The sequence below is a fragment of the Kaistella haifensis DSM 19056 genome (assembly GCF_000735695.2).
Taxonomy (GTDB): domain Bacteria; phylum Bacteroidota; class Bacteroidia; order Flavobacteriales; family Weeksellaceae; genus Kaistella; species Kaistella haifensis.
Genome location: NZ_JASZ02000006.1, coordinates 67,165 through 79,484, shown reverse-complemented (window position 1 = coordinate 79,484; position 12,320 = coordinate 67,165). Strand labels below are relative to the sequence as shown.

The 12,320-nt window shown below is 36.4% G+C and carries 16 protein-coding genes; 2 read left to right on the top strand and 14 right to left on the bottom strand.

Annotation, left to right across the window (positions count from 1 at the left end; genetic code table 11):
- Positions 1–107: 107 nt before the first annotated feature.
- Entirely contained in the window at positions 108–2,966 is a 2,859-nt protein-coding gene (gene gcvP, locus AP75_RS04625) for an aminomethyl-transferring glycine dehydrogenase (protein ID WP_031502018.1), read from the bottom strand.
- Between the two features lie 146 nt (positions 2,967–3,112).
- Here gcvP and AP75_RS14475 point away from each other — a divergent pair, with 146 nt between their 5' ends.
- Positions 3,113–3,265 carry a hypothetical protein gene (locus AP75_RS14475; RefSeq protein WP_169711623.1) on the top strand — a complete coding sequence of 51 codons (153 nt, stop codon included), beginning with the start codon at positions 3,113–3,115 and terminating at the stop codon, positions 3,263–3,265.
- 12 nt (positions 3,266–3,277) lie between these two features.
- On the opposite strand, the gene AP75_RS04620 is transcribed toward AP75_RS14475, so the two are convergent.
- The 11 genes from AP75_RS04620 to tpx form a co-directional block, all read right to left on the bottom strand.
- On the bottom strand, positions 3,278–3,928 hold the full coding sequence (locus tag AP75_RS04620) for a J domain-containing protein (protein ID WP_088263712.1): 651 nt from the start codon (positions 3,926–3,928) through the stop codon (positions 3,278–3,280).
- 155 nt (positions 3,929–4,083) lie between these two features.
- Positions 4,084–4,350 (bottom strand): hypothetical protein, encoded by a 267-nt coding sequence (locus AP75_RS04615; RefSeq protein WP_031502019.1) that lies wholly within the window; start codon positions 4,348–4,350, stop codon positions 4,084–4,086.
- Between the two features lie 129 nt (positions 4,351–4,479).
- A complete protein-coding gene (locus tag AP75_RS04610) occupies positions 4,480–4,824 on the bottom strand; it encodes a hypothetical protein (RefSeq protein ID WP_031502021.1) in 345 nt (114 codons plus the stop codon).
- 42 nt (positions 4,825–4,866) lie between these two features.
- Positions 4,867–5,421, bottom strand: a complete 555-nt coding sequence (locus tag AP75_RS04605; RefSeq protein ID WP_088263728.1) for an RNA polymerase sigma factor — start codon at positions 5,419–5,421, stop codon at positions 4,867–4,869.
- A 140-nt stretch (positions 5,422–5,561) separates the two neighbouring features.
- Complete coding sequence (locus AP75_RS14640; RefSeq protein WP_242589763.1) at positions 5,562–5,765, bottom strand: hypothetical protein; 204 nt, start codon at positions 5,763–5,765, stop codon at positions 5,562–5,564.
- Between the two features lie 42 nt (positions 5,766–5,807).
- Positions 5,808–6,002, bottom strand: a complete 195-nt coding sequence (locus AP75_RS14635; RefSeq protein WP_242589762.1) for an SRPBCC family protein — start codon at positions 6,000–6,002, stop codon at positions 5,808–5,810.
- 19 nt (positions 6,003–6,021) lie between these two features.
- The gene (locus AP75_RS04595; RefSeq protein ID WP_031502022.1) at positions 6,022–6,447 is read right to left on the bottom strand and encodes an SRPBCC domain-containing protein; all 426 of its coding nucleotides are present in this window, start codon (positions 6,445–6,447) and stop codon (positions 6,022–6,024) included.
- 12 nt (positions 6,448–6,459) lie between these two features.
- Positions 6,460–7,323 (bottom strand): VOC family protein, encoded by an 864-nt coding sequence (locus AP75_RS04590; protein ID WP_031502023.1) that lies wholly within the window; start codon positions 7,321–7,323, stop codon positions 6,460–6,462.
- 56 nt (positions 7,324–7,379) lie between these two features.
- The gene (locus AP75_RS04585) at positions 7,380–7,715 is read right to left on the bottom strand and encodes an iron chaperone (protein ID WP_088263711.1); all 336 of its coding nucleotides are present in this window, start codon (positions 7,713–7,715) and stop codon (positions 7,380–7,382) included.
- Positions 7,716–7,739: 24 nt separating this feature from the next.
- On the bottom strand, positions 7,740–8,147 hold the full coding sequence (locus AP75_RS04580) for an SRPBCC domain-containing protein (RefSeq protein ID WP_031501874.1): 408 nt from the start codon (positions 8,145–8,147) through the stop codon (positions 7,740–7,742).
- A 99-nt stretch (positions 8,148–8,246) separates the two neighbouring features.
- Positions 8,247–8,744: a thiol peroxidase gene (tpx, locus tag AP75_RS04575; protein ID WP_088263710.1), complete on the bottom strand. Its 498-nt coding sequence runs from the start codon at positions 8,742–8,744 to the stop codon at positions 8,247–8,249.
- Positions 8,745–8,901: 157 nt separating this feature from the next.
- Here tpx and AP75_RS04570 point away from each other — a divergent pair, with 157 nt between their 5' ends.
- Entirely contained in the window at positions 8,902–11,121 is a 2,220-nt protein-coding gene (locus AP75_RS04570) for an NADP-dependent isocitrate dehydrogenase (RefSeq protein WP_088263709.1), read from the top strand.
- Positions 11,122–11,183: 62 nt separating this feature from the next.
- Here the strand turns inward: AP75_RS04570 and AP75_RS04565 are convergent, their stop codons facing one another.
- Complete coding sequence (locus tag AP75_RS04565) at positions 11,184–11,777, bottom strand: hypothetical protein (protein WP_088263708.1); 594 nt, start codon at positions 11,775–11,777, stop codon at positions 11,184–11,186.
- Complete coding sequence (locus tag AP75_RS04560) at positions 11,764–12,273, bottom strand: RNA polymerase sigma factor (RefSeq protein WP_088263707.1); 510 nt, start codon at positions 12,271–12,273, stop codon at positions 11,764–11,766. The genes AP75_RS04565 and AP75_RS04560 overlap by 14 nt, the downstream gene beginning before the upstream one ends.
- Positions 12,274–12,320: the final 47 nt, after the last annotated feature.

The window sequence follows — 12,320 nt, the reverse complement described above, 5'->3', positions numbered from 1 at the left end:
TTATCAAAGTTATAACAAAATGATAACATGAAAAAGAAAATCCCGAAATATTTTCGGGATTTCTATATATTGAACACGCCTTTTTGGCCTGCTTCTACAAACAATACTTACATATACTCCTCAATCGGTGCGCACGTGCAAATTAAATTTCGATCTCCAAATGCTTCATCAACACGCGAAACGGTGGCGAAGAATTTGTGATCTCTAACCCATTCCAAAGGATAGGCAGCTTTCTCACGGCTGTACGGTTTGTCCCAAGAATCGGAAATCACCACTTGCTCGGCGTGAGGTGCGTTTTTCAAAACGTTATTCGAAGGATCAGCTTTTCCTTCTGCAATTTCATCGATTTCTTTTTTAATGGAAATCAGCGCTTCCGCGAAACGATCGATTTCGGCTTTGCTTTCAGATTCTGTAGGTTCAATCATTAAAGTTCCGGCAACAGGGAAACTCACTGTTGGCGCATGGAATCCGTAATCCATCAATCGTTTTGCAACATCGGCTACTTCAATTCCTAGCGGTTTGAACTGACGGAAATCTACGATACATTCGTGGGCAACTCTTCCTTTTTCATTAGCGTAAAGAATAGGGAAATGCTCTGCCAAGACTTCTTTCAAGTAATTAGCATTTAAAATAGCGTGTTCTGTAGATTTTTTCAAACCTGCAGTTCCCAGCATTTTGATGTAAGCGTAAGAAATATTCAATACCAAAGAAGAACCGTAAGGTGCAGCTGAAATGGCATCGATAGATTCTTTTGTACCGATTTTAATGTTCGGATTGGAAGGAAGGAACTTCACCAAATGTTCGGCAACGCAGATTGGTCCCACTCCAGGTCCACCTCCACCATGCGGAATTGCGAAGGTTTTGTGAAGATTGAGGTGACAAACATCCGCTCCGATATTTCCCGGAGAAGTGAAACCAACTTGAGCGTTCATATTCGCACCGTCCATATAAACTTGGCCACCGTGATCGTGAATCAACTGGGTAATTTCTTTAATATTATCATCGAAGAATCCGTAAGTTGACGGATAAGTAATCATCGCAGCAGAAAGGTTTGCGCTGTGTTCTTCGGCTTTAGCTTTCAAATCTTCGAAATCGATTTGTCCGCTTTCTAGATTTTTTACAATGACCACTTTCATTCCGGCCATTACTGCAGAAGCAGGATTGGTTCCGTGTGCAGATTGAGGAATTAGCACAATATTTCTATGGTTATCTCCTCGGGATTTGTGGTATTCGCGGATCACCATTAATCCTGCATATTCTCCTTGCGCACCAGAATTCGGCTGAAGTGAAGTTCCCGCAAAACCGGTGATTTCTGCTAAATCTTTTTCTAATTGATGAATTAAAGTTTGATATCCGCCAGCTTGTTCAACGGGAACAAAAGGGTGAATATTTCCCCATTCTGCCCAAGAAAGTGGCAGCATTTGCGTAGCTGCATTCAGTTTCATGGTACAAGAACCAAGTGAAATCATGGAATGAGTTAATGAAAGATCTTTGCGTTCCAATCTTTTGATATAACGCATCAATTCGGTTTCGGTGTGGTATTTATTGAAAACTTCTTCTTCTAAAATAGCGTCAGTTCTCAACGAAGCTGCAGGAATTTGTATTTCTTCTTTAATTTCAAGTTTAAACCCTTGAGTTTTCTTGAATTGTGCTAAAGCATCAAAAAGGTATTGAAGTTTTTCAGCAGTTGTAGTTTCATTAATTGCGATGCTTACTACGTTTTCTGAAAAATAATTAAGGTTAATCTTGCGATCCAACATCAAATATTTCAATTCTTTTTTGTCTTCTTCACCCAAACGGAATTTCACCGTATCGAAGATCGGTTTTTCAACAATGTCATATCCTAAAGTTTTCAACCCGCTAAGAAGCGCATTGGCTTTAAAATGAATTTGATCAGCAATGAAATTCAATCCTTTCGGACCGTGATATACAGCGTATGTACTTGCCATCACCGCCAAAAGAACTTGTGCAGTACAAATATTGGAAGTCGCTTTTTCTCTTTTAATATGTTGCTCTCTGGTTTGCAACGCCATTCTCAAAGCGCGTTTTCCGTAAGCATCTTGGGAAACCCCGATAATTCTTCCCGGGATATCTCTTTTATAATCATCTTTACAAGCAAAAAAAGCAGCGTGAGGACCACCGTAACCCATCGGAATTCCAAATCTTTGGGTGGTACCAACAGCGCAATCCGCGCCCATATCAGCCGGAGATTTCAATTTTACTAAGGCCATCGGATCACACGCTACAACCACTTGAAGATTAAGTGTTTTGTAAGTTTTAATATTTTCTGTGTAATCTAAAACCACTCCATTTTTCCCTGGATATTGAAGCAAAACTCCAAAATAAGTTTCATCTAAAGACTGGGTTTGATGATCGCCTTCTATGATTTCGATTCCTAAACCTTCTGCTTTTGTTTTCATTACAGCAACAGTTTGCGGTAAAACCAGATTTGAAACGAAAAACTTGTTTGCATTAGACTTTTTCTGGTCTTTGGTTCTGCTTTCAAAAAACATGTGCATCGCTTCTGCAGCAGCAGTAGCTTCGTCCAACAAAGAAGCATTTGCCAATTTGAAGCCCGTTAAATCACAAACCACCGTTTGGAAATTCAGAAGTGCTTCCAATCTTCCTTGAGCAATTTCTGCTTGATAAGGGGTGTAAGCAGTATACCAAGATGGATTTTCTAAAATATTTCGCTGAATTGCGCTTGGCAAAATGGTATCGTGGTAACCGAAACCGATATAATTGTCAAACAATAAATTCTTAGAGGCAAGATCCTTGGAATGAGCCAACATTTCATACTCCGAAAGTGCCTCGGCAATGTCTAAATCTTTTTCTAAACGAATTGAATTGGGGATGGTTTGGGCAATAAGTTCATCAATACCCGAAACGCCAACTTTCTGTAACATTGCCTGTTTATCGGCTTCGTTTAAGGAAATGTGGCGATTTACAAACTGTGTTGTGTTCATATAATTTTACTAGATTTATTTAGAAATAAAGGTTCGTAAAAGTACAATTTTTTGCATAAAGGCACAACGGGTGTCAAGAGAATTCAAACCTCGAAAATTCCTATCTGTTATTTTGATTAATTCTAAATTATAATTATATTTGCAGCATGAGTTCAACCATCATCCCTTTTAAAGTCGCTCCTCTTGCTCCTTTCTACGAAAAAAACGAAGAAATGTACTGTGATAAAAAGAAATGCTGTAAAAAATTCAAGAAAGGAAAACGTTGCAAAAAATGTCCAGGAAGACTAAAAATGGCGTAAATAAACGTTTTTTTATTCTGAAAAATTTTTCACCAAAAGTAAAATTGCGATTACCAAAAAAAGAATTGCCAGAAAAATTCGCAGAAATTTCGGTTGACCGTGCGGATTGGTTCGGGTTGGTTGTTGTGTTTTGAATAATTCTTCCACTTCATTTCGGAATTTTTCTTTATCATTTTCAAAAACCTCGGTGATGGTTATGGCGCGAACCACCGTTTTATTCAACAAAGAATTGGTTGCGTGAAGCAAAAGCTGGAATTTCCCGTCTTTGAATTCTGTAATTTTAAAAGCCCTTTCACCATAACTTTTTTCGAGCCCAAAAGGCAAAATTTTCACAATATCTGCCTGATTGGTTTGCCAAGTAATGATGATTTCCTCGCCTTTTACCGCATGAATTTTATTGGCTGAAAAAGTTTTGATAGATGGTGGTAAATTTGGTCGATTGGTTCGCTGTTGGTGCCCTAAATTATCATCATAAATCCTCCTTTTTTCTTTATCCATCAATATTTTATACGCTTCCTGAGCTTCGCGAAATCGAGCTGCAAAAAAATCATCATTTTCGTTTTTATCCGGATGATATTTCAGCGATAATTTCCTGTAAGCTTTTTTTATTTCTTCCTCAGAAGCGTTCTCCGGAAGGCTGAGAAAATAATAGTAGTTTTTCATTCTGGAAGATTCGGGTTCGAACTTTTTAGAGGAACAAAAGTAAGTTTTTTTTTGTATTTCGCCCTGAAAAGCCATTTTTTGCTCAAAGAAATCATAAAAAAACGGAAAGAAATATTTCCTTCCGTTTTCACAAAACAATTGAGTTTAATGTGCTTTTATGCTTCAGTTTTTTGAGTTCTACAAGCGCTTTTGCAACATTTCGATGCGAATTTTTCTTTCATTTTACTTTTTAATTCAGCATATTTTTCGTCATCCATTTCACGGATTTTGTCGGCAAATCCGAACGGCGTTTTTTCTTGGATGTCATACTCTTCAAATATTCCTTTCATGAATTTTCTTTTCTGGGAAATTTTCTTTGCTGCAATTGCTAAACCTACCACTGCGAGAGCTCCCAAAGCTCCTTTTAAATTTGAATTTTTCATTTTTTACTTTTTAAAATTTATATAAAGTCCTTTTTATAGAAGACGGAATTTCTTGATTTTTACTTTAAAAGTTTTATTATTTTAATGAAAAACTATTCAAAAAAAAACGGACAAAAGCCCGTTTCAATATTACTGTTTGTTTTTCCAAAAGAAATTTCCTTCGCAGCGTTTTCGCCAGATTTCTTTTAGCTTTTCTTTTTCTTCATCGGTCATTCCGTTGAGTTTTTCTTCCTTCATTTTTTGGAAGGTTTCTTTTCCGAAACATTTTTTTCCACCTTTTCCGCCAAATCCACCGAAGAGAATTTTGCAGAGTACTAAAATTCCCATTGCTTGCCAAAAACCAATGCTTTTTACCCCGATGATTTCGGGCAGAAGCGCGTTCCAAAGCCACATTACAATCCCGGAAACTGCAAAAAACATGGCAATTCCCGCCAATACAAAAAATGCAATTTTACCTTTTAATTTATTACTCATCACTATTTTCTTTTACCTTTTTTAAAGGAGTATTTTTAATTATTAATTGTCAAGATCACGGTACAACGGTGACATTCTTGTCCTTAAATATTTCATCGCATAGTTTTTTCTACTGATGATGGTTTTGATGTTTTCTCCTTGTTCATCGGCAATTTCTTGTAGTTTTTTTCCTTCAATTGCATTTTCCACAAACACCAAACGTTGCTTTTCGGGCAATTCGTCCAAAGCGGCAAATAATTCCCGCCACACTTCTTCCCGAAATGCCAATAATTCGGGATTTTCTGAATCATCGAGCAACAAAATGTCTTTAATGGAGAAACTTCCATCTTCATCTTCGTACACGAAATCTTCCAGATTTTCAGTCTTTTTCTTGCGATAACTATCGGTAATTTTGTTTCGGGTAACTTGATAAAGCCACGCACCGACATTCATGATTTCTGAAACATTTGTCAAATTGCTGAACTGGAACCAAACTTCCTGCAAAATATCTTCAGCATCTTCCGTATTATTCACTTTCGGGCGGATAAAAGACAACAGTTTTCCACCGTAATTTTTCACGGTTTGCGCAATCATGCTGTCTTTTTCGGATTGTGACATGGGTATAATTTCCAGCTCCATATTTCAGTAGACGACCGAAATTGTAGTTTACTTTAAAAGTTTGATAATTTTTCAAATGTAGTTTAAATAAAAAAAAACGGAATTGATTTCCGTTTTATTGAATCTTGATTTCCAGATGTTTATTGTTCTGCCAACTCTTTCAACAATTGCAAACCTTGGTCAACCCCAGATTTCATATGATCCGAATAGTCTTTCGAAGTATGAAGAATTATCCGAAGTTCCGTTGAATCTTCAGAAATAGCTCTCAGAAAATAAGATTCTTCGCTTCCGCTCCATTCTGCAACTTCTTTGCTTTTAGTATCTTCCACGCCATCTTTTATCATTCCTAGATGACTGAAAACCACTTCTTCCGGCTCATTTAAACTTTAAATAGTAGAAACCATTCCATCTCCGGAAGCTCCCAGAAAATAGGTTTTTCCGTTTACTTGCCAATCACTTTCGTCGTGCGAGCCTTTGCCGAAAAATTGAGTCCACTGAGTGTAAGAATCTTGGTTCCAAAGCAAATCCCAAACTTTTTGAATGGGCGCATTGATCATGATTTCAAAATTTAATGTTTCCATAATAATTTGATTTTTTAGGTTATTCCGATTCTGAAAGATTTTTAATCAGTTCGAAATTTTGTGGATATTTGGTGTTAAAAAACTCAACAAATTCATCCAAAGAATTCACTTCTACTTTCAGTAAAGTCCCATTATCATCGGGTTCGAGGATGTAGGTTACGGTGGAATCTTCCCAACCTTGCGGACTGAGTTCTCCATCCATAATCCAGCCAAGATGTTTCATTCTAAGCAACTGATTTTCTTTGTTGATTTCGACCAAATTGTACATTCCGTTGTTCTTTTGATCGAGGAATTTCATGATGCTTACTTCTTCCCAATTTCCTTCAAAATACGTTCCCGGATTCATTGCAGATGACCATTTTCCATAATAATCTTGGGTGAAAAGTACGTTCCAAACTTTTTCCGGAGTTACCGAAATTTGTGTGGTAAATTCTAATAATTTCATGTAAAGTTTTTATTAATTGTGATAAGCATTTTCCAAATCTTTGATGATGATTTTCTGCATTGTCGACATTGTTTGCATTACTTTTTGACCTTTGATCGGATCGGTATCGTTCATCAATTCAATCAATTTTTTCGGTACAATTTGCCAACTTAAACCAAATTGATCTTTCAGCCAGCCGCACATACTTGCTCTTCCTCCATCTTCGATCAAATAATCCCAAAGATGATCGGTTTCCTCTTGATTTTCAGTCATCACCACGATTGAAATTGCTTCATTGAAATCAAATTGATGATCGTAGGAATTATCCATACAGAAAAAGGAATAATGATCGATTTCGAAATGCGCATGCTGAATATTTTCCGGAATCTCATGTGTTTCAACGCCTATTCCGTCGCCGTATTTTAAGATATTTCCAATCGAAGAATTAGGAAAAATCTTAATGTAAAATTCCATGGCTTCCTTTGCTTTTCCGTTGTTTTCATGAATGAATATTAAAGTAGGAATAATTTTTTGCTCGCCTTGTTTTTCACCCAAATAAACTTGCCAAGTCACGCCATATCGATCGCGAACCCAGCCGTATTTTTTGCTCCAAGGATATTCGCCGAGTTCCATTAAAACAATTCCACCTTCGGAAAGCGGTTTCCAGTAATGATCAACTTCTGCTTCAGTTTCGCAAACAACCATAAAAGAGATTGAGGCATTTTTTTCAAACTGCGGACCGGCGTTCAGAATCATCATTTTTTGTCCGAATAATTCGAAATTGATGACCACAGGAGTGTCCACCGTAACTTTTCCTCCGAAGATTTCGGTATAAAAATGAGCCGCTTCGTTGCCGGTTTTGTCGAACCAAAGACATGGGAAAATATTATTGTTCATTATTTTTTTATAATTAAAATTTAAAGGGTAAAAAATAGTGCAAATTGCAGAGAATTTTATTGATTTTCTTTCCGGAATTCAACAATCCTGCGAATCAGATCCAACGGAATTTCTTTATTTAACGGGAACTGAACGGAACCTTTTCCTTGTTTGTAAACCGATAATTCTTTTGCAAATTTCTCATGCCCATTTGGTGTTGCATAAAAACCGATGTGATTTTTGTAGGCAGCAAAATAAACTAAAGGCTTACTATTTAGAAAAAAACCAGGCATTCCGTAGCTGATTTTTTCCATTGCATCGGGAGCTATGGAGAAAATTATTTTTCTAATTTCCAGCAATTTTTCCTGAACTTCTTTCGGGAATTGCTTGATGTAATTATCAATAGGATTCATGACTGAAATTTCAGTGATTGAAGATTAATTATTCTCCACATATTTATGAAAACGATCGAGAATGGCGTACCAACCTACTCTTTGCATTTCGATGGAATTTTGCAATTCTGGCTCGATAATTTCGGTGGTGTTTTCGTCAATTTTATGGAACTGAACTTCCACTTTTCTGCCGTCATCAAGATGGCTTTTCACCGATTCTAGCATTTTGATTTCATCGATATAACCTGAAAAATTGTAGCCAAAACTTTTGTCTTTATACTCCATCCGATAGTTGAATCTTCCACCTTCGCGAAAATTACTTTCTGCTTTCGGGCAGTGCCAATTGGAAGTCGGGAAATTCCATTTCACAATATGTTTTGTATTGTAAAAATAATCCCAAACTTTATACACCGGTTGTAAGATTGTAATTTTGATGGTAATAGGATTTTCCATTGTGTATTTTTTTTAAATATACTAAAAAAGAACGATTGTGAAAAAATCGTTCTTTTGATAATGCTGTTTCAGCGATTGATAATTTTCTAAAAAAAAATATTATTTCAAAGCAGCTAAAGCTTTGTCATAATCCGGTTCCTGAACAATTTCCGGAACTTGTTCGGTGTATACCACTTTGCCTTGTTCATCGGTTACAATTACCGCTCGGCTTAGCAAACCTTTCATCGGAGAATCAATTAAAGTCACTCCGTAATCATCTCCGAAAGTTCCTCTAAAATCGGATAATGTTTCCACATGATCTAAACCTTCGGCAGCGCAAAAGCGGCCTAAAGCAAAAGGTAAATCTTTGGAAACATTGATAACTACTGTATTTTCTAATGCTCCTGCTTCTTCATTAAACTTTCTTGCCGAAGCAGCACAGATTCCGGTATCGATACTTGGGAAAATATTAAAAATCTTCTTCTTCCCATCATAATCGGAAAGGGTTTTTACTTCTAATTTTTCATTCACCAAAGCGAAATCTTTCACAGTAAGTCCCAATTCCGGCAATTCGCCAATAGAGTGAATGGGATTTCCTTTTAAGGTAATATCTGCCATAATTTTATAATTTTTAGTTTCTCAAAAATAGCAATTATCTGCTGAAAAATATTTTAATTAAAGGTTAAATTAATCATAAAGTTCGTCTTAGCTCTCTTTCATAGCTTTATAAAAATACGTAAATTTGTACTTCAAAATTTTAACAAAAAATATCAGAATGGCAGAAAAATCCAAAATCGTCTACACTTGGACCGACGAAGCGCCTATGTTGGCAACTCATTCTTTCTTACCTATTGTAAAGGCATTTACCAAAACAGCAGATATTGAAATTTCCCCAAAAGACATTTCCCTTTCCGGAAGAATTTTAGCCAATTTCCCGGAATTTTTGAATGAAGATCAAAAAGTAGAAGATGCATTAGCAGAATTAGGTAAACTAGCCACAACTCCTGAAGCTAATATCATCAAACTTCCTAATATTTCCGCGTCTGTTCCACAGTTGGACGCTGCAATTGCTGAATTACAACAACAAGGATTTGCTGTTCCCAACTACCCTGCAGAACCTAAAAATGCTGACGAAGAAGCAATAAAAGCAAAATATGCTAAAGTTTTAGGAAGTGCTGTAAACCCAGTTTTAAGAGAAGGAAATTCTGACAGAAGAGCTCCGAAAGCAGTGAAAAACTACGCGAAAGCACACCCACACAAAATGGGAACTTGGACTGCAGATTCTAAAACTAAAGTTGCTCACATGACCGCTGGAGATTTCTACGGAAGTGAAAAATCAGTCACTGTGGAAAATGAATCACAATTTAAAATAGAATTTTTCGGAAGAGATGGTACTGTAAAGCTTTTGAAAGATCTATCTCCATTGCAAGCCGGTGAAATTATCGATACATCGGTGATGAATTTAGCTGCATTGAAAAGTTTTGCAGCCGATGCAATTGCGGAAGCAAAATCTGAAAACATATTGATTTCTGCACATTTGAAAGCAACGATGATGAAAATTTCCGATCCAATTATTTTTGGAGCGATCGTTCAAACTTACTTCAGCGACGTATTCACAAAATATGCGGACTTGTTCAATGAACTAGATATCAACCCAAACAACGGGCTTCAAGATCTTTTCGATAAAATTTCCGGCAATGAAAAAGAAGCCGAAATTAAAGCTGATATTGAAAAAGCTTTTGAAAACGGACCGGCTGTTGCAATGGTAAACTCCGATAAAGGGATTACTAATTTCCATGTTCCTTCAGATGTAATTGTAGATGCTTCTATGGCTGCACTTATCAGAGGTGGAGGGAAAATGTGGAACAAAGCAGGACAGGAAGAAGACACCATCGCGATGATTCCTGATAGAAACTACGCAGGTTTTTATCAAGCTGCAATTGATGATATGAAGAAAAACGGAGCACTTGATCCACGAACCATGGGTTCTGTTCCGAATGTTGGTTTAATGGCTCAGAAAGCTGAAGAATACGGTTCTCACGACAAAACTTTCCAGGCGGATGCAGAAGGAACCATTAAAGTTTCGGATGCGAATGGGAATGTTTTCATGGAGCAAGAAGTAGAAAAAGGCGATATTTTCAGAATGTGCCAAGTGAAAGATGCGCCAATTCAGGATTGGGTAAAACTTGCGGTAAACAGAGCGAGACTTTCGGATACTCCAGCAATTTTCTGGTTGGATAATCAAAGAGCGCATGACCGCGAAATGATTAAAAAAGTTGAAAAATACCTGAAAAATCATGATACCAACGGTCTGGACATCAAGATTATGAATATCGAAGACGCCATGACTTTAACTTTAGAAAGAATCAGAAAAGGTTTGGATACGATTTCGGTTTCCGGAAACGTACTGAGAGATTATCTAACCGATCTTTTCCCTATTTTGGAATTGGGAACTTCTGCGAAAATGCTTTCTATCGTTCCACTAATGAATGGCGGCGGACTTTTCGAAACCGGAGCAGGTGGTTCTGCACCGAAACACGTCGAGCAATTCATCGAAGAAGGATATCTGAGATGGGATTCTTTAGGTGAATTTTTGGCTTTACAAGCGAGTTTAGAACATTTAGCACAAACTCAAAATAATGAAAAAGCACAAGTTTTGGCAGACGCTTTAGACGCAGCAAACGAAAAATTCTTGGCAGAAGACAAATCACCTGCTAGAAAAGTTGGTTCGATTGATAACCGTGGTTCTCACTTCTATTTGGCGATGTATTGGGCCGAAGCTTTAGCTAATCAAACCAAAAACCAAGAGATTGCAGAAGCTTTCACACCTGTTGCAAAAGCAATGTTTGACAACGAAGCTAAAATTAACGAAGAGCTAATCGGAGCTCAAGGTAAACCACAAGATATTGGTGGATACTACAAGCCAGATTTTGGGAAAACCGATGCAGCGATGAGACCTTCCTCAATCTTGAATTCAATCATTGAGTCAGTCTAAATTTAAATTAAAAAAGTTATAAACTACATAGAAAGCTCCCCGATATTTTTTCGGGGAGTTTTTTATTTTAAATCATTATATATTTTCTGAATTTGTTTTATGCTTTTACCGTAAAAATGATTGAACCACCATTTTCCGAAAAAATAAAGTGTAACCAACATAAACAAGCAGCATCCAATAAATGTAAGAATGAAATTAACACCATCCAGCATTTTCAAATTCGGCATATAATCAAAGATTAAAAGCATTTCGCAAACCACAAAAGGAACAGATGCCACATAATAAGACACATAATATTGCTCATTGAGCTTAAACTGAAACATCAAATCTTTCAGATTGTCTTTAGCATTCAGATTGATTTCTCCAATGTTTTTATAGAATTTGAAAAATTTAACAAAATAAAATCCTGTTACCAACATCATTGATGCCACCAAAGTGATACAATACACTTTGAATTTGAAAAAATGAAAATCCTTAAAAATGAAAAATAAAATAATAAAAACGAACAAAACCATGGTACTCCAGAATTCGTTTCGCATTTTTTTTCTCAATCGTTCCAGCGGAAGATGAATTTTTTTTTGCTGTTCTGTGCTAATTTCCGGGGTGTCGGTTATTTTTTCTTTCTCCCAGATTTCTTTTAAATTATCGAGTTCCATGAGGTTGAGTATTAATAAGTTGTTTTAATTTTTCTTTAGCGCGGTTCATTTTCACACGGGCATTTACTTCAGAAATTCCCATTTGTTCAGCAATTTGGTTGCCCGAATAATTCTCAAGATAATAGAAAATCAAAGCTTTGTCAATCGCGTTCAGTTGGTTAATCGCCTCGTACATTTTCTTTAGTTTTTGCTCGTCTTCATCATCATATTCATCCTGATTAATCTTGAAATTACTCACTTCATTGTTCTGAATAAAACTTCTCCGTTTTTCAGATTTCAAAAAAAGAATTGCCGTATTCAAAGCGATCCTGTACAGCCAAGTTGAAAATTCGCTTCTTCCTTCAAAAGTTGGATACGCTTTCCAGACTTGGTATGTAATCTCCTGAAAAAGATCTTTCTGATCGTCGAAATCATCCATATACATCTTAGAAATCTTGAAAATCACCCCTTTGTGCTTTTCAATTTTTTCTAAAAATTCTTTTTCTAATGATGACATATTTTTTGGTTATCTGAAAAGTAAGTTACGATTTAAGCAAATTGTTA

Bases quoted from the DNA above. Each gene is read 5' to 3' on its own strand.
- gcvP (WP_031502018.1), bottom strand. From the start codon at position 2,966: ATGAACACAACACAGTTTGTAAATCGCCACATTTCCTTAAACGAAGCC.
- AP75_RS14475 (WP_169711623.1), top strand. From the start codon at position 3,113: ATGAGTTCAACCATCATCCCTTTTAAAGTCGCTCCTCTTGCTCCTTTC.
- AP75_RS04620 (WP_088263712.1), bottom strand. From the start codon at position 3,928: ATGAAAAACTACTATTATTTTCTCAGCCTTCCGGAGAACGCTTCTGAG.
- AP75_RS04615 (WP_031502019.1), bottom strand. From the start codon at position 4,350: ATGAAAAATTCAAATTTAAAAGGAGCTTTGGGAGCTCTCGCAGTGGTA.
- AP75_RS04610 (WP_031502021.1), bottom strand. From the start codon at position 4,824: ATGAGTAATAAATTAAAAGGTAAAATTGCATTTTTTGTATTGGCGGGA.
- AP75_RS04605 (WP_088263728.1), bottom strand. From the start codon at position 5,421: ATGTCACAATCCGAAAAAGACAGCATGATTGCGCAAACCGTGAAAAAT.
- AP75_RS14640 (WP_242589763.1), bottom strand. From the start codon at position 5,765: ATGATAAAAGATGGCGTGGAAGATACTAAAAGCAAAGAAGTTGCAGAA.
- AP75_RS14635 (WP_242589762.1), bottom strand. From the start codon at position 6,002: ATGGAAACATTAAATTTTGAAATCATGATCAATGCGCCCATTCAAAAA.
- AP75_RS04595 (WP_031502022.1), bottom strand. From the start codon at position 6,447: ATGAAATTATTAGAATTTACCACACAAATTTCGGTAACTCCGGAAAAA.
- AP75_RS04590 (WP_031502023.1), bottom strand. From the start codon at position 7,323: ATGAACAATAATATTTTCCCATGTCTTTGGTTCGACAAAACCGGCAAC.
- AP75_RS04585 (WP_088263711.1), bottom strand. From the start codon at position 7,715: ATGAATCCTATTGATAATTACATCAAGCAATTCCCGAAAGAAGTTCAG.
- AP75_RS04580 (WP_031501874.1), bottom strand. From the start codon at position 8,147: ATGGAAAATCCTATTACCATCAAAATTACAATCTTACAACCGGTGTAT.
- tpx (WP_088263710.1), bottom strand. From the start codon at position 8,744: ATGGCAGATATTACCTTAAAAGGAAATCCCATTCACTCTATTGGCGAA.
- AP75_RS04570 (WP_088263709.1), top strand. From the start codon at position 8,902: ATGGCAGAAAAATCCAAAATCGTCTACACTTGGACCGACGAAGCGCCT.
- AP75_RS04565 (WP_088263708.1), bottom strand. From the start codon at position 11,777: ATGGAACTCGATAATTTAAAAGAAATCTGGGAGAAAGAAAAAATAACC.
- AP75_RS04560 (WP_088263707.1), bottom strand. From the start codon at position 12,273: ATGTCATCATTAGAAAAAGAATTTTTAGAAAAAATTGAAAAGCACAAA.